Origin of the sequence: Caballeronia sp. PC1 (assembly GCF_021353155.1) — a bacterium.
In the GTDB taxonomy this organism is placed as follows: domain Bacteria; phylum Pseudomonadota; class Gammaproteobacteria; order Burkholderiales; family Burkholderiaceae; genus Caballeronia; species Caballeronia cordobensis.
In genome coordinates, this window is record NZ_JAJUBH010000001.1 from 1247948 (window position 1) to 1263651 (window position 15704).

The 15704-nt window shown below is 63.2% G+C and carries 17 protein-coding genes; 5 read left to right on the forward strand and 12 right to left on the reverse strand.

The features are described from left to right. Positions 1–76: 76 nt before the first annotated feature. The 6 genes from LY284_RS05925 to LY284_RS05950 form a co-directional block, all read right to left on the reverse strand. A complete protein-coding gene (locus tag LY284_RS05925; RefSeq protein ID WP_014191235.1) occupies positions 77–1465 on the reverse strand; it encodes a replicative DNA helicase in 1389 nt (462 codons plus the stop codon). 119 nt (positions 1466–1584) lie between these two features. Beyond that, the gene (gene rplI, locus LY284_RS05930) at positions 1585–2040 is read right to left on the reverse strand and encodes a 50S ribosomal protein L9 (protein WP_014191234.1); all 456 of its coding nucleotides are present in this window, start codon (positions 2038–2040) and stop codon (positions 1585–1587) included. A gap of 28 nt (positions 2041–2068) precedes the next feature. Beyond that, positions 2069–2344: a 30S ribosomal protein S18 gene (rpsR, locus tag LY284_RS05935; RefSeq protein ID WP_014191233.1), complete on the reverse strand. Its 276-nt coding sequence runs from the start codon at positions 2342–2344 to the stop codon at positions 2069–2071. Positions 2345–2346: 2 nt separating this feature from the next. Next, positions 2347–2646 carry a primosomal replication protein N gene (gene priB, locus LY284_RS05940; RefSeq protein ID WP_233385258.1) on the reverse strand — a complete coding sequence of 100 codons (300 nt, stop codon included), beginning with the start codon at positions 2644–2646 and terminating at the stop codon, positions 2347–2349. Positions 2647–2680: 34 nt separating this feature from the next. Beyond that, positions 2681–3052 carry a 30S ribosomal protein S6 gene (gene rpsF, locus LY284_RS05945; protein WP_014191231.1) on the reverse strand — a complete coding sequence of 124 codons (372 nt, stop codon included), beginning with the start codon at positions 3050–3052 and terminating at the stop codon, positions 2681–2683. Between the two features lie 123 nt (positions 3053–3175). Continuing rightward, positions 3176–4138, reverse strand: coding sequence for a LysR family transcriptional regulator (locus LY284_RS05950; RefSeq protein ID WP_233385272.1), 963 nt, complete (start codon positions 4136–4138; stop codon positions 3176–3178). A 175-nt stretch (positions 4139–4313) separates the two neighbouring features. On the opposite strand from LY284_RS05950, the gene gcl reads away from it, so the two are divergent. The 4 genes from gcl (at position 4314) to lysM (ending at position 8655) form a co-directional block, all read left to right on the forward strand. After that, positions 4314–6089 carry a glyoxylate carboligase gene (gene gcl, locus LY284_RS05955; protein WP_014191229.1) on the forward strand — a complete coding sequence of 592 codons (1776 nt, stop codon included), beginning with the start codon at positions 4314–4316 and terminating at the stop codon, positions 6087–6089. Between the two features lie 39 nt (positions 6090–6128). Then, a complete protein-coding gene (hyi, locus tag LY284_RS05960; protein WP_014191228.1) occupies positions 6129–6929 on the forward strand; it encodes a hydroxypyruvate isomerase in 801 nt (266 codons plus the stop codon). Positions 6930–6954: 25 nt separating this feature from the next. After that, entirely contained in the window at positions 6955–7860 is a 906-nt protein-coding gene (locus tag LY284_RS05965) for a 2-hydroxy-3-oxopropionate reductase (RefSeq protein ID WP_014191227.1), read from the forward strand. A gap of 303 nt (positions 7861–8163) precedes the next feature. Continuing rightward, entirely contained in the window at positions 8164–8655 is a 492-nt protein-coding gene (lysM, locus tag LY284_RS05970) for a peptidoglycan-binding protein LysM (protein ID WP_014191226.1), read from the forward strand. Positions 8656–8718: 63 nt separating this feature from the next. On the opposite strand, the gene LY284_RS05975 is transcribed toward lysM, so the two are convergent. From LY284_RS05975 to LY284_RS06000, 6 genes are all read right to left on the reverse strand, one after another. Then, positions 8719–9711 (reverse strand): asparaginase, encoded by a 993-nt coding sequence (locus LY284_RS05975; RefSeq protein WP_014191225.1) that lies wholly within the window; start codon positions 9709–9711, stop codon positions 8719–8721. 42 nt (positions 9712–9753) lie between these two features. After that, positions 9754–10680 (reverse strand): CysB family HTH-type transcriptional regulator, encoded by a 927-nt coding sequence (locus tag LY284_RS05980; RefSeq protein ID WP_014191224.1) that lies wholly within the window; start codon positions 10678–10680, stop codon positions 9754–9756. Between the two features lie 27 nt (positions 10681–10707). Beyond that, positions 10708–11763: a sulfate/molybdate ABC transporter ATP-binding protein gene (locus tag LY284_RS05985; RefSeq protein ID WP_014191223.1), complete on the reverse strand. Its 1056-nt coding sequence runs from the start codon at positions 11761–11763 to the stop codon at positions 10708–10710. Positions 11764–11779: 16 nt separating this feature from the next. After that, positions 11780–12676, reverse strand: a complete 897-nt coding sequence (cysW, locus tag LY284_RS05990; RefSeq protein ID WP_014191222.1) for a sulfate ABC transporter permease subunit CysW — start codon at positions 12674–12676, stop codon at positions 11780–11782. Continuing rightward, the gene (gene cysT / locus LY284_RS05995) at positions 12673–13557 is read right to left on the reverse strand and encodes a sulfate ABC transporter permease subunit CysT (RefSeq protein ID WP_014191221.1); all 885 of its coding nucleotides are present in this window, start codon (positions 13555–13557) and stop codon (positions 12673–12675) included. Before cysT ends, cysW begins: the two co-directional genes overlap by 4 nt. Before the next feature lie 88 nt (positions 13558–13645). After that, positions 13646–14668: a sulfate ABC transporter substrate-binding protein gene (locus LY284_RS06000; protein ID WP_014191220.1), complete on the reverse strand. Its 1023-nt coding sequence runs from the start codon at positions 14666–14668 to the stop codon at positions 13646–13648. 247 nt (positions 14669–14915) lie between these two features. Here LY284_RS06000 and lexA point away from each other — a divergent pair, with 247 nt between their 5' ends. Then, on the forward strand, positions 14916–15593 hold the full coding sequence (lexA, locus tag LY284_RS06005; protein ID WP_014191219.1) for a transcriptional repressor LexA: 678 nt from the start codon (positions 14916–14918) through the stop codon (positions 15591–15593). Positions 15594–15704: the final 111 nt, after the last annotated feature.

Genomic DNA, 15704 nt, shown 5'->3' on the forward strand with positions numbered 1-15704 from the left:
ATCCGGCGCACCGCGCGTTGAACGGGCGCAGACGCGCGGATGACGCGAACGCTTGACAGTTGATGCGATAAAAGGCTTATTCGCCGCCGTAGAAGTTCTGCGCGCCGGCGAAGTTGTCGAACTTCGTGTACTGACCGTGGAAGGTCAGGCGCACCGGGCCGATCGGGCCGTTACGCTGCTTGCCGATGATGATTTCCGCCGTGCCCTTGTCGGGGCTGTCGGGGTTGTAGACTTCGTCGCGATAGATGAAGAGGATCACGTCCGCGTCCTGCTCGATTGCGCCCGACTCGCGCAAGTCGGACATGATCGGCCGCTTGTTCGGGCGCTGCTCCAGGCCGCGGTTCAACTGCGACAGCGCGATCACGGGCACGTCGAGTTCCTTCGCGAGACTCTTGAGCGAACGCGAGATTTCCGAGATTTCGGTCGCGCGGTTTTCGCCGCCGCCCGAGCCGGACATAAGCTGAAGATAGTCGACGATGATCAGCCCGAGCTTGCCGCATTGCCGCGACAGACGGCGCGCACGCGAGCGCAGTTCCATCGGATTCAGGCCGCCGGTTTCGTCGATGAAAAGCTGCGCCTCGCTCATTTTCTGCACGGCGTGCGTGAGTTTCGGCCAGTCTTCGTCGGTGAGGCGGCCCGTGCGCATGCGGTGCTGATCGAGCCGGCCGACCGAGCCGAGCATACGCATCGTCAGTTGCGTGCCGGGCATTTCCATCGAGAACACCGCGACGGGCAAACCATATTCCACCGCCACGTATTCGCCGACGTTCATCGAGAACGCCGTCTTACCCATCGACGGACGGCCTGCCACGATGATCAGCTCGCCGCCGTGCATGCCCGAGGTCATGCGGTCGAGATCGACGAAGCCGGTCGGCGTGCCGGTCACGTCGCTCGGATTGGCGGTGTGATACAGCGTGTCGATGCGCTCGACGACCTGCGTGAGCAGTGGTCCGATTTCGAGGAAGCCTTGCGTGCCGCGCGCGCCGTCTTCCGCGATCGAGAACACGCGCGCTTCGGCTTCGTCGAGAATCTGGCGGACTTCCTTGCCTTGCGGATTGAAGGCGTCGGCGGAGATTTCATCCGCGACCGAGACTAGACGCCGCAACACCGCGCGGTCGCGCACGATCTCGGCATAGCGGCGGATATTCGCCGCGCTCGGCGTGTTCTGCGCGAGCGCGTTCAGATACGCGAGCCCGCCCACTTCCTCGGCCTTTCCGGCCATCGTGAGCGCTTCGTAGACGGTGATGACGTCAGCCGGGCGCGTCGCCGCGATCAGCTTGCCGATGTGCTCGTAGATGATGCGATGGTCGTAGCGATAGAAATCGCTCTGATGCATGACATCGGCAATACGGTCCCATGCTGCGTTGTCCAGCAGCAGGCCGCCGATCACGGATTGCTCGGCTTCGATCGAGTGCGGCGGGACCTTCAGCGCGTCGAGTTGCGGGTCTTTGGACGGAGCGTTCATGGGGTGGAATTATCGATGAAATACAGCGTGCGCTACTACGTTCAGACGAAAAAAAGCGGGAGTCGCATCGACTCCCGCTTTTTGTAATACGACGCGAGGCGCGCGGCCTCGCTTGAAACTTACGCGTGCTCGCCGAGCACCGACACCGTGACGTCGACCAGCACGTCCGTGTGCAGCGCCACTTGAACCGGATGGTCGCCGACCATCTTGAGCGGGCCTTCCGGCAGACGCACTTGCGCCTTTTCCACTTCCGCGAAGCCTTGCTTCTTCAGCGCATCGGCGATGTCCGCGTTCGTGACCGAACCGAACAGACGGCCGTCGACGCCAGCCTTCTGCGAGATCTGAACCGTGAAGCCGCTCAGCTTTTCGCCTTGCGCTTGCGCAGCCGACAGTTTTTCAGCAGCGACCTTTTCGAGTTCGGCGCGGCGAACTTCGAATTCGGCGATTGCGTCTTTCGTTGCGCGGCGTGCCTTCTTGCCGGGGATCAGGAAGTTACGTGCGTAGCCGTCCTTGACCTTGACGATGTCGCCGAGGTTGCCCAGGTTGACGACCTTTTCCAAAAGAATGATTTGCATTTTTGGCTTTCCTTAGTGCGTCGTCTGATTAGGCCTTGTGCAGGTCGGTGTACGGCAGCAGCGCGAGGAAACGCGCGCGCTTGATTGCCGTGTCGAGCTGGCGCTGATAGTGCGCCTTCGTGCCAGTCAGACGAGCCGGCGTGATCTTGCCGTTTTCGCCGATGAAGTCCTTCAGCGTTTCCGTGTCCTTGTAGTCGATCTGCTCGACACCGGCTGCCGTGAAACGGCAGAACTTCTTGCGCTTGAAGAGCGGGTTTTGTTGCTGACGACGCTTGTCGAATTTCTTACCAGTCGGGCGGGGCATGATTAGTCCTTTCCAATGTCCTGCAATTCTGTGATGTGAAACACCAAAGTTCGCGCGTTACGGCTTCGTTTCGCCAGAAAGCCCGTGAAGCGTGTTTCGACGCCCATCGGACAGCTTTCCAGCTTGCCGCTCGCTTCACCGGCCGCGACCGCCTGCAGGGTCAGTTCGATCTTGCGGACGATGCCCGCTTCGACGACTTCCGCGGCGTGTTGCAACGTGCAGCTTGCGATCGGAATGCCGGCGGGCGTGTGTCGCACCGGTTCGCGTTCCACGACGCTTGCTGTCAGTTGCAGCCGGTTCACTTAAACCTTGGTGGCTGTGGCGAATGCGTTCGCCTTAAGCCTGCGCTTCGGACGGCTGGCTGGCCGCCTTCTTGGCTTCTTCGCGCTGCACTTCCTTCATCATCGGCGACGGGCCGGTTTCGGCCTTCTTCATCTTGACGATGAGGTGACGCAGCACGGCGTCGTTGAACTTGAATGCGTGCTCCAGCTCTTCGAGCGTGGCCTGATCGCATTCGATGTTCATGCAGACGTAGTGAGCCTTGGCGAGTTTCTCGATCATGTAGGCCAGTTGGCGGCGGCCCCAGTCTTCGATACGGTGGATCTGGCCACCGTGCGACGTGATCGTGCCCTTGTAGCGCTCGATCATGGCGGGCACTTGCTCGCTCTGATCGGGGTGCACGATAAAGACGATTTCGTAATGACGCATATTCACTCCTTGTGCGAACTTTTGGATAGAAGCCGCCCGGGCGTCGGACCGGTGCGGCAAGTGAGAAGCCGGAGATTATAGCTTTTTGTATGCGCTCGCGCAATTGCCATTTCGAGCGCGTTTTCAAGCAGTTAGCGGCCGTGCGCGGGCTCCCGCGCGCGGTTCGCCCGGAAGCGTGAGCGGACGGCTCCAATAACCGGGTTGCGCGTAGATTTCCTTAAGATAATCAATGAAGTAGCGCACGCGCGCCGGTACGTAGCGCTGCTGCGGGTAGACCGCCAGGATGTCGTAGTCGGGCAATTCGAACTCGTCGAGCACCGTTTCCAGCTCCCCCGACTCCAGTTGCCGCTGGATTTCCCACGTCGAGCGCCAGCCGAGCCCGAGTCCTTCCGACGCCCAGCGATGCAGCAACTCGCCGTCGTTGCAATCGAGGTTGCCGGAGACGCGCACCGTCACGACTTTGCCGTTGCGGCGGAAATACCAGCCGCGGTTCTGGCCCCCTTGCAGATTGAACGCGAGGCAATTGTGACTGGGCAGATCTTCGAGCGTTTTCGGCCGGCCGTGCTTCTTGAAATACGCGGGCGTGCCGCACACGACGCGCCGGTTGCTCGCCAGTTTCACCGCGACGAAGTTCGGATCGACCGCCCCGCCGATGCGTATCGACAGATCGTAGCCCTCGCGCACCAGATCCACGACGCGATCGGTCAGATTGAACGACATCTGCAATTCGGGCTTGTCCGCGAGGAAGACGGGCGCGTGCGGCGCGACATGCATGCGCCCGAACGCCGCCGGCGCCGACACGATCAGATGTCCGCCGACCGCGCGCCGTCCCGCCGCGAGCTCGTTTTCCGCCTGATCCCATTCCGACAGCAGATTCTTGCAGCGATCGAGGAACGCCGCGCCCTCCTCGCTGACGACGAGCCGCCGCGTCGAACGGTACATCAGCTTGACGCCCAGGCGCTTCTCCAGCGCGTCGATGCGACGTCCGAGGATCACCGGCGACACGCCCTCCTCCAGCGCCGCGGCGGCGAGACTGCCTGCCTCGGCCACGCGCACGAAAGTCTCGATCTGCTTGAAACGGTCCATCTCGCGTCTCCAATCGTCTCCAAACCGCCCCGCAGCGCCATTCGAAACTTTTTGTACGGGATAAAGCGACTCCGACTGATCTTATCAAACCTTTTTCACAAACTTAAAGTGCAATGGAACCCTGCTTCATATGCAGACAGCGATTTCGGATAGAGACCCCAGGAAGGAGACAATCATGCCCAAGATGAGAGCCGTCGACGCAGCCGTCCTCGTGCTGGAAAAAGAAGGAATCGATACCGCGTTCGGCGTGCCGGGCGCGGCCATCAACCCGTTCTACTCGGCGATGAAGAAGTCGGGCGGCATCAGCCACGTGCTCGCGCGTCACGTCGAAGGCGCGTCGCACATGGCCGAAGGTTATACCCGCGCGGCGCCGGGCAACATCGGCGTTTGCATCGGCACGTCGGGTCCGGCGGGCACGGACATGATCACCGGCCTCTACTCCGCCCAGGCCGATTCGATCCCCATTCTCGCGATCACCGGCCAGGCGCCGCGCGCGCGTCTGTACAAGGAAGATTTCCAGGCCGTCGATATCGAATCGATCGCCAAGCCCGTCACCAAGTGGGCCGTCACGGTGCGCGAGCCGGCGCTCGTGCCACGCGTGTTCCAGCAGGCATTCCACCTGATGCGCTCGGGCCGTCCGGGTCCGGTGCTGGTCGACCTGCCGATCGACGTGCAACTGGCCGAAATCGAATTCGACATCGACACGTACGAGCCGCTGCCGGTCTATAAGCCGAAAGCCACGCGCGCGCAGATCGAAAAGGCGCTCTCGATGCTCAACGACGCCGAAAAGCCGTTGATCGTGTCGGGCGGCGGCGTGCTGAACGCCGCGGCGGAAGACCTGCTCGTGCAATTCGCGGAAACGCTCGGCGTGCCCGTGATTCCCACGCTCATGTCCTGGGGCGCGATCCCCGACGATCATCCGCTGATGGCCGGCATGGTCGGCTTGCAGACGTCGCACCGTTACGGCAACGCGACGATGCTCGCCTCCGACTTCGTGCTCGGCATCGGCAATCGCTGGGCGAATCGCCACACCGGCAGCGTCGAGGTTTACACCAAGGGCCGTAAGTTCGTGCACGTGGATATCGAGCCGACGCAGATCGGCCGCGTGTTCGGACCGGACCTCGGCATCGTGTCGGATGCGAAGGCCGCGCTCGAACTGTTCGTCGAAGTGGCGAAGGAATGGAAGGCCGCGGGCAAGCTGAAGGATCGCAGCGCGTGGGTTGCCGATTGCCAGCAGCGCAAGCGCACGCTCCAGCGCAAGACGCACTTCGACAACGTGCCGATGAAGCCGCAGCGCGTCTACGAAGAAATGAACCTCGCGTTCGACCGCGACACCTGCTTCGTGACGACGATCGGTCTGTCGCAGATCGCCGGCGCGCAATTCCTGCATGTGTTCAAGGCGCGCAACTGGATCAACTGCGGCCAGGCCGGCCCGCTCGGCTGGACGATTCCCGCCGCGCTCGGCGTGCGTGCAGCCGATCCGCAACGCAAGATCGTCGCGCTGTCGGGCGACTACGACTTCCAGTTCATGATCGAAGAACTGGCTGTGGGCGCGCAGTTCAAGCTGCCGTACGTGCATGTGGTCGTGAACAACTCGTATCTGGGCCTCATCCGTCAGGCGCAGCGCGGCTTCGACATGGACTACTGCGTGCAGCTCGCGTTCGACAACATCAACGCGCCTGAACTCGAAGGCTATGGCGTCGATCACGTCGCGGTGGCCGAAGGTCTCGGCTGCAAGGCGCTGCGCGTGCACAAGCCGGAAGACATCGCGCCGGCGCTCAAGCAGGCGCAGGCGCTCGCGGCGGAGCATCAGGTTCCGGTCGTTGTCGAGATGATTCTCGAGCGCGTGACGAACATCGCGATGGGCACCGAGATCGACGCCATCAACGAGTTCGAAGAGCTCGCCGAAACGAAGGCCGATGCGCCGACCGCCGTCACGCCGCTCGACTGAACGAAGCGCCCTTCACTGACCGACCAACAGGAAAGAACAATGCCGAAATTTGCCGCGAATTTGACCATGCTCTTCAATGAAGTCCCGTTCCTCGACCGCTTTGCGGCGGCGGCGAACGCGGGTTTCAAGGCGGTCGAGTTCCTGTTCCCGTACGCGTTCTCGATCGGCGATATTCAGCAGCGCCTGAAAGAGAACGATCTGCGGATCGTGCTGCACAACCTGCCCGCGGGCAACTGGGAAGCGGGCGAACGCGGCATCGCCTGCCTGCCGGACCGCGTCGCGGAATTCCGCGAAGGCGTGCCGCGCGCGATCGAGTACGCGAAGGCGCTGAACGTGCCGCAACTGAACTGCCTCGTCGGCATTCCGACGGCGGGCGTGTCGGCGGAACAGGCACGCACGACGATCATCGAGAACCTGAGATTCGCAGCCGAAGCACTGAAAAAAGAAGGTATCAGGCTGCTCGTCGAGCCGTGCAACGCGTATGACATTCCGGGCTTCGCGCTGAACCGCTCGAAGGAAGGCCTGGACGTGATCCGCGCGGTCGGCTCGGACAATCTGTTCCTGCAGTACGACATCTATCACATGCAGCGCATGGAAGGCGAGCTCGCCGCGACGATCAGGAAGAATCTGCCGCAGATCGCGCATATCCAGCTCGCCGACAACCCCGGCCGCAACGAACCGGGCACCGGCGAAATCAACTACGCGTTCCTGTTCGCGCTGCTCGACGAGATCGGCTATCAAGGCTGGATCGGCTGCGAGTACAAGCCGCTCAACGGGACGGAAGCGGGCCTCGGCTGGCTGCAGAGCATCGGTGGCGTGAAGACCGCCGCCACCGCGTAAAAAACGTTAAGGAGGAGCACAAAGTATGGCAACGATCGGTTTCATCGGCCTCGGCATCATGGGTGCGCACATGGCGCGCAATCTCATCAAGGGCGGTCATTCGCTCGTCGTGAACGGCAAGTATCCGGTGCCGGACGATATCCGCGCGCAGACGAAAGTCGTGGACGATTCGAGCGCAGTGGCGCAGGCGAGCGAGATCGTCATCACGATGGTGCCCGACACGCCCGATGTCGCCAATGTGCTGTTCGCCGATGACGGCGTCGCGAAGGGCCTGTCGAAGGGCAAGCTCGTCATCGACATGAGCTCGATCGCGCCGCTCGAAACGCAGGAATTCGCGAAGAAGATCAACGCGCTCGGCTGCGATTATCTCGACGCGCCAGTGTCCGGCGGCGAAGTCGGCGCACGCGAAGCGACGCTCACGATCATGGTCGGCGGGCCGGAAAAGTCGTTCGCCGTGGCCAAGCCGCTCTTCGACCTGATGGGCAAGAACATTTCGCTCATTGGCGACAACGGCGCGGGCCAGACCTGCAAGGTCGCGAACCAGATCATCGTCGCGCTGAACATCGAGGCCGTCGCCGAGGCGCTGCTCTTCGCCGCGCGCTCGGGCGCCGATCCGGAACGCGTGCGCAAAGCGCTGATGGGCGGCTTCGCATCGTCGCGCATCCTCGAGGTGCACGGCGAGCGCATGACCAAGCGCACGTTCAACCCGGGCTTCCGTATCGAACTGCATCAGAAGGACCTGAACCTCGCGCTCGACGGCGCGCGCAAGATGGGTCTCGCCCTGCCCCACACCGCGAGCGCGCAACAGTTGTTCAGCGTGTGCGCGGCGAACGGCGGCAAAGCATGGGATCACTCGGCGCTCGTGCGCGCGCTCGAGATCATGTCGAACTTCCAGGTGGCCGACGAGCCGGCGCAAGCCAAGGCCGCGTAACGCGTCACCTGAACCGTGGGGCGTCCCGCGTATGGGCACGCGGGACAACTGCCGCTCTGGGCTGAGGGCGGCACAGTGGGGTCCGAGAAGCGGCACCCGGCGGTGCGCCGGGTAAGCCTTGGTCGGTCAGACGGTTTGTCGTCGGGTGTCCGCGTCGGATTGTTGCTAGTTGTGTTCTACCGTTGACGCATGTGCGGTGCTACAAATCCTTTTGTTGAAACTCAGAACTATCTGGTGGTCATCGCGACTAATCTGCCTAGACTTCGCGAGCCCTCAATCACCATTTAATTAAGGAGTTGAACAATGGGTATCCTCAGCTTTATCAAGGAAGCAGGCGAAAAACTCTTCGGCGCAGCCACGCCGAGCGCGCAGGCCGCTCCCGCAGCGGCGCCCGTCGATGTCGCCGCGCTCAACCAGAAAGCGGGCGAAGCCATCGCGACGTATATCCGCTCGCAAGGTCTCGACGCGGACAATCTGCAAGTCAAGTACGACGGCGCGTCGCATACCGTGACCGTGTCGGGTCAGGCAGCGGATCAGGCTACGAAGGAAAAGATTCTGGTCGCCGCGGGCAACGTGCAGCACGTCGACAAGGTCGACGATCAACTGACCGTGCCGAACGCCGAGCCCGAGTCGCAGTACTACACCGTGGTGTCGGGCGACAATCTATGGAAGATTGCCGAGAAGTATTACGGCAACGGTTCGAAGAACGATCTGATCTTCGAAGCGAACAAGCCGATGCTGAAGAGCCCGGACAAGATCTACCCGGGTCAGGTGCTGCGCATTCCCGCCGCCTGATACCGCCGCAAGCATGACGCAAAAAACGCGAACCTCCGTTCGCGTTTTTTGTTTTCAGTACGCTCAGTACGTATCGAAGATGCGCTGCAGGTCTTTCGCGCCCGCGGCCAAAGCCAGCATCAGCAGCACGCGCGCCTTGTACGGATTGAGCGTGCCCGCGCTGATGGTGCCGAGCGCATCGTCGCTGGCCGCGCCGTTGCGCATCACGTGCCCCGAGCCCACGCGCGACGCGCGCACTACCGCGACGCCCTGCTTCACCGCATCGGCGATCGCCTGCGTGAGCGTCGCGTGCATCGAGCCATTGCCCGTGCCCGCCACGACGATGCCTTGCGCGCCCGCCGCGACGAGCGCATCGACCGTCACGCGCGAGGCATCCGCATGGCTCGTGACGACTTCCACCATCGGCCACTGATCGGCCACCGCGAATTCGCTCGCGGCGGTATGCGGCCGCAGGACCATGCGCTGAAATTCCACGCGCCCGTCCTGCACGAAGCCGAGCGCGCCGGTTTCGGGCGACCGGAACGCATCGACCGCGTAGGTGCTCGTCTTGACGACATCGCGCGCGCTGTGAATCTGGTTGTTGAACGCGACGAGCACGCCCTTGCCCGCCGCGTCCTTCGACGCCGCGACCGTCACCGCATTCAGCAGGTTCAGCGGGCCGTCGGCGGACAGCGCGGTCGACGGGCGCATCGCCGCCGTCAGCACGACGGGCTTCGTGCTCTTCACCGTGAGATGCAGCAGGTAGGCGGTTTCTTCGAGCGTATCGGTGCCGTGCGTGACGACGACGCCATCGATATCGTCCTGCGCGAGCACTGCATCGATACGGCGCGAGAGCGCCGTCCACAGCGCGGCGCTCATGTCCTTGCTGTCGATGCTCGCGATTTGCTCGGCGTGAATGCGCGCGACGGCCGACAACGCGGGCACGGCATCGAGCAATTTGTCGACGCCGACGACGCCCGCCTTGTAGCCCGCCGTCTTCGATGCATCGCCCGCTTGTCCGGCGATGGTGCCGCCCGTTGCGAGCACGGCGATGCGAGGTAGAGAAGAAGTGTTCATGCCGGCGATTGTAAATCAGCCGGCGCGCGACTCACGGTTCGATCAAGCCGCTTCGCGAAGCTGCGCGGCGATCTGCGCTTCGTCGAGTTGCGGTGCGAACATTTCGATCAGCCGGTACGCGTACGCGCGCAGGAACGCGCCCTTTCTCAGGCCGACGCGCGTCGTGCTGGCTTCGAACAGATGCTGCGTATCGAGCGCGACCAGTTCGGTGTCGCGCTTCGCGTCGTACGCCATCGCCGCGACGATGCCGATGCCCATGCCCAGCTCGACATACGTCTTGATGACGTCGGCGTCGATCGCGGTCAGCACGATGTCGGGAATCGCGCCCGCGCTCGCGAACGCCTGATCGACGTGCGAGCGGCCGGTGAAATCGGTGTCGTAGGTGACAATCGGATATTCGGCGATCTGTTCGAGCGTGATGTTTTCGCGCCCGACGAGCGGATGATCCTTCGGCACCACGACCGTGTGATGCCACGAATAGCACGGAAACGTGACGATGTCCGGATAACGGTCGAGCGCTTCGGTCGAGATGCCGATATCCGCTTCGCCGTTGATGATCATCTGCGCGATCTGCTGCGGGCTGCCCTGGCGCAGCGCGAGATGCACTTTCGGGAAGACTTCGGTGAACCGGCGGATAACCTTGGGCAACGCATAACGCGCCTGCGTGTGCGTCGTCGCGACGACGAGATGGCCGTTGTCCTGATCCGCGAACTGGCGCGCCACGCGCCGCAGATTTTCGGCGTCGAGCAGCATGCGCTCGATCAGTTGATGCACCTCTTTGCCCGGCTCCGTGAGACCGGTGAGCCGCTTGCCCCGGCGGATGAAGATATCGACGCCGAGTTCGTCCTCGAGATCCTTGATCTGCTTCGACACGCCCGACTGCGACGTGTAGAGCACGTTGGCGACCTCCGTCAGATTCATGTTCTGACGCACGGCTTCGCGCACGAAGCGCAATTGCTGGAAGTTCATTTCAGCCTCTCTATTTTTATGGTGTCTTCATTGCGCGGGAAACACGCGCAAGGCGCGCGGCACGGCGGTGACGCCATCGCCGATATCGAGCCTGAGCGCGCGCCATGCCTCGCGATCCAGTTCCGCCTCGATCACGCCGCCGCTGCCTTCGAGCTCGACGCGCACCGAGCCGCCGAGCGTCACGACGCGCCGCACGCCGACCGTGATGCCGTCGCGGTGCGCGCCATCGGCGGGATACAGCGCGATATCGTGCGGGCGCACGTACGCAAGCGCGCGGCCGCTGAAATGCGCATTCGCGGCGATCGGGCTCGCGGCGCCATCGGCGATGAAACCGTTCGCATCGACATTGCCCTGCAGCCGGTTCGCCGCGCCGAGAAATTCGTAGACGAACGACGTCTGCGGATGATCGTACACGTCTTGCGGACTGCCCACCTGCTCCACACGCCCGTGATTCATCACGACGATACGGTCCGCCACTTCGAGCGCCTCTTCCTGGTCGTGCGTGACGAAAAGCGTCGAGATATGCAGATCGTCGTGCAGACGGCGCAGCCAGCTGCGCAATTCCTTGCGCACTTTGGCGTCGAGCGCGCCGAAGGGTTCGTCGAGCAGGAGCACTTTCGGCTCGACGGCGAGCGCACGCGCGAGCGCGATACGCTGACGCTGCCCGCCCGAAAGCTCCGAGGGAAAACGCTCCGATAGCCAGTCGAGCTGCACGAGTTTCAGAAGCTCGTGCACCTTCTCGCGAATCACGGATTCCGCGGGACGCTCGCGGCGCGGCTTCACGCGCAGGCCGAACGCGACGTTCTCGAACACGGTCATATGGCGAAACAGCGCGTAATGCTGGAACACGAAGCCCACTTGCCGCTCGCGCGCGCCGACTTCCGCGACGTCCTCGCCGTGCAGCACGACCTGTCCCGCATCGGCGAATTCGAGGCCCGCGATCACGCGCAGGAGCGTGGTCTTGCCGCAGCCCGACGGCCCGAGCAGCGCGACCAGTTCGCCCGCCGGAAAGTCGAGCGAGACGTTGTCGAGCGCGGTGAAATCGCCGAAGCGTTTTTGCAGATTGCGAACGATGATGCTCATGATGGTGTCGGCCTCTTCAATTCTGTGCGGTGGCTTTGGCTTCGGTGACGGCTTGCGTCATGCGCCGCTCCGCGAGGAGCTTCAGCGCGAGCGTCACGAGCGCCAGCAGCGCGAGCAGCGACGCCACCGCGAAGGCAGCCGAGAAGTTGTATTCGTTGTAGAGAATTTCGACGTGCAGCGGCATCGTGTCGGTCTGGCCGCGGATGTGGCCCGAGACCACCGACACCGCGCCGAACTCGCCCATCGCGCGCGCGTTGCAGAGAATCACGCCGTAGAGCAGGCCCCACTTCACGTTGGGCAGCGTCACGCGCCGGAAAATCTGCCAGCCCGATGCGCCGAGCACATGCGCCGCTTCCTCTTCGTCGTTGCCTTGCGCCTGCATCAGCGGAATCAGCTCGCGCGCGACGAACGGGAACGTGACGAAGATCGTCGCGAGCACGATGCCCGGCACCGCGAAGATGATCTGCACGTCGTGCGCGGCGAGCCACGGACCGAACCAGCCCTGCGCGCCGAACATCAGCACGTAGATGAGACCGGAGATCACCGGCGACACGGAGAACGGCAGGTCGATCAGCGTCGTCAGGAGCGCCTTGCCCTTGAACTCGAACTTCGCGATCGCCCATGACGCGGCGAGCCCGAACACCACGTTCAACGGCACGGCGATCGCGGCTGTCATCAACGTCAGCTTGATCGCCGACCACGCGTCCGGGTCCTTCAGCGATTCGAAGTAATAGTCGATGCCCTTCGCGAACGCCTGCACGAACACGGCGGCGAGCGGCACGACGAGAAAGAGCGCCAGGAAGACGAGCGCGATGCCGGTCAGCAGCCAGCGCACCGCGCGCGGCTCGGTGACGGGATTCATGTTTTGCGCGTCGCGACGGGTCGCCGTTTGCAACGGAAGCACCTTGCTCATGCCGTTTCTCCCGCTGCCAGCGCGACACTGGCGGGCGCCGCGCCCGTCTTGCTCGTGCGCCGTTGCAGGAACCACTGCAGCGTGTTGATGAGCAGCAGCATCAGGAACGACACGCACAGCATCACCACCGCGAGCGCGGTCGCGCCGGCGTAGTCGTACTGCTCCAGCTTGGTGATGATGAGCAGCGACGTGATCTCGGACTTCATCGGCACGTTGCCCGCGATGAAAATCACCGAGCCGTACTCGCCGAGTGCGCGCGCGAACGCGAGCGCGAAACCGGTCAGAAGCGCGGGAAAGAGCGAAGGCAGCACGACGCGGCGGAAGGTGAGCCAGCGCGTCGCGCCCAGGCACGCGGCGGCTTCTTCCTGCTCGCGCTCGAAGTCTTCGAGCACGGGCTGCACCGTGCGCACGACGAACGGCAAGCCGATGAACGTCAGCGCGACGAGTACGCCGAGCGGCGTGAACGCGACCTTGATGCCGAGCGGCGCGAGATACTGCCCGATCCAGCCGTTGCCCGCGTACACGGCCGCGAGCGAAATGCCGGCCACCGACGTCGGCAGCGCGAACGGCAGATCGACGATCGCATCGACGATGCGCTTGAACGGGAACGTGTACCGCACCAGCACCCACGCGACGAGAAAGCCGAACACCGCGTTGATGAGGGCGCCGCCGAGCGCCGCGCTGAAAGTGAGCCGGTACGAGGCCAGCACGCGCGGCGATGTCACCGCGCGCACGAACTGCGCCCAGTCGAGCGTCGCGGTCTTCGCGAAGGTCGCGGCAAGCGGAATCAGCACCACGAGGCTCAGATACGCCACCGTGATGCCGATCGTCAGGCCGAACCCGGGAAGCGCGCTCGGCTTCCTGAATGTGAGGGTCGTCATCCTTGAGTCATCCTTGTTTGCGCGCCGGGGTCGGACGCGTCTTCTCGCGGGCGCGGCGTCTTATGCGCCGCGTCGCCGCTTCGTTCGCTTATTGCGGTTGATAGATCGAATCGAACACGCCGCCGTCCGCGAAGTGCGTCTTCTGCGCCTTGGTCCAGCCGCCGAACGTGTCGTCGATGGTGTAGAGCTTGAGCTTCGGGAACTGCTTCGTGAGCTCGGCCGGCACCTTGTCCGAGCGCGGACGATAGAAATTGCGCGCGGCGATCTGCTGGCCTTCGTCGCTATAGAGGTACTTGAGATACGCTTCCGCGAGCTTGCGCGTGCCGTGCTTGTCGACCACCTTGTCGACGACCGCGACCGGCGGCTCCGCGAGAATGCTCACCGAAGGCACCACGATCTCGAACTTGTCCGTGCCGAACTCCTTGAGCGACAGGAACGCCTCGTTCTCCCACGCGATCAGCACGTCGCCCTGCCCGCGCTGCACGAAGCTCGTCGTCGCGCCGCGCGCGCCGGAATCGAGCACGCCCGCGTTCTTGTACAGCTTCGTGACGAAGTCCTTCGCGGTCTGCTCGTTGCCGCCCGGCTTGTGCTGCGCATAGGCCCACGCCGCGAGATAGTTCCAGCGCGCGCCGCCCGAAGTCTTCGGATTCGGCGTGACGATGGAAACGCCAGGCTTCGCCAGATCGTCCCAGTCCTTGATGTGCTTCGGATTGCCCTTGCGCACGAGAAACACGATCGTCGAGGTGTAGGGCGACGCATTGTCCGGCAGACGCTTCTGCCAGTCCGCGCCGACGAGGCCCTTGCCCGCGAGCGCGTCGATGTCGTAGGCGAGCGCGAGCGTCACGACATCGGCCTGCAGGCCGTCGAGCACCGCGCGCGCCTGACCGCCCGAGCCGCCGTGCGACTGCTTGAACGTCACCGTCTCGCCCGTATCGGCCTTCCATTTTTTCGCGAACGCCTGATTGAAGTCTTGATACAGCTCGCGAGTCGGATCGTAGGAAACGTTCAGAAACGACGTGTCGGCATGCGCCGGTGCAGTCATGATCAGGCCCGCCGCGCCGAGCGTCGCCGCTGCCAGCAGCCTTCGCAATCCCGTGTTGATGCTTTGCATTCCCCGTTCTCCGTCTTATCGAATTGACGGAATCAGTCTATCGACGGGTCTATATGATTAGAAATAATCGTTTCTCACTTTTTTATACGTAAAACTGCTAAGAACCTTATTCCTGGGTGGAAGAAGCGCGAAGCGACGCGGCTTCGCGGCCGCACGGTCGAACTTAAAGTAAAGCTTGAAAAGTGGGCTATACTGTATAAAAATACAGTGATCTGTCCATTCATACAGTGCATCAGGGGCCTAGCCTGTGACCAGAACATCAAAACTTACCGCGCGGCAACAGCAGGTTTTCGAACTGATCCAGCGCGCGATCGACCGCACCGGCTTCCCGCCGACACGCGCGGAGATCGCGGCGGAGCTCGGCTTCAGTTCGGCGAACTCGGCTGAGGAACATCTTCGGGCGCTGGCGCGCAAGGGGGTGATCGAGCTGGCGGCGGGCTCGTCGCGCGGCATCCGGCTGCTCGGCGACGTGTCGCGCCTCGATCGCGCGGAGGATCTGCCGCATCAGTTCACGCTGCCGCATCAGAGCATCATGCAACTGTCGCTGCCGCTGGTCGGGCGCGTCGCGGCGGGCAGCCCGATCCTCGCGCAGGAGCATATCTCGCAGCACTACGCGTGCGATCCCGCGCTCTTTTCCAGCAAGCCGGACTATCTGCTCAAGGTTCGCGGCCTTTCGATGCGCGACGCCGGCATTCTCGACGGCGATCTGCTCGCGGTGCAAAAGCGCAATGAAGCGAAAGACGGACAGATCGTCGTCGCCCGTCTTGGCGATGACGTCACCGTGAAGCGCTGGAAGCGCCGGGCGGACGGCGTCGAATTGATTGCCGAGAACCCGGACTATGAAAACATCTTCGTGCGCTCCGGCAGCGGCGATTTCGCGCTGGAAGGCATCGCGGTCGGTTTGATCCGTTCGGGCGAGTTCTGACGGGGCAGCGGAGGGAGTGGCAGGCGGCAGAATAAATGTCGCCTCGCTCGTCACAAAGAGACAGAAAATGTCTCGGTGACAGCGGAAACTCTCTTCACACACTGCTTCGAA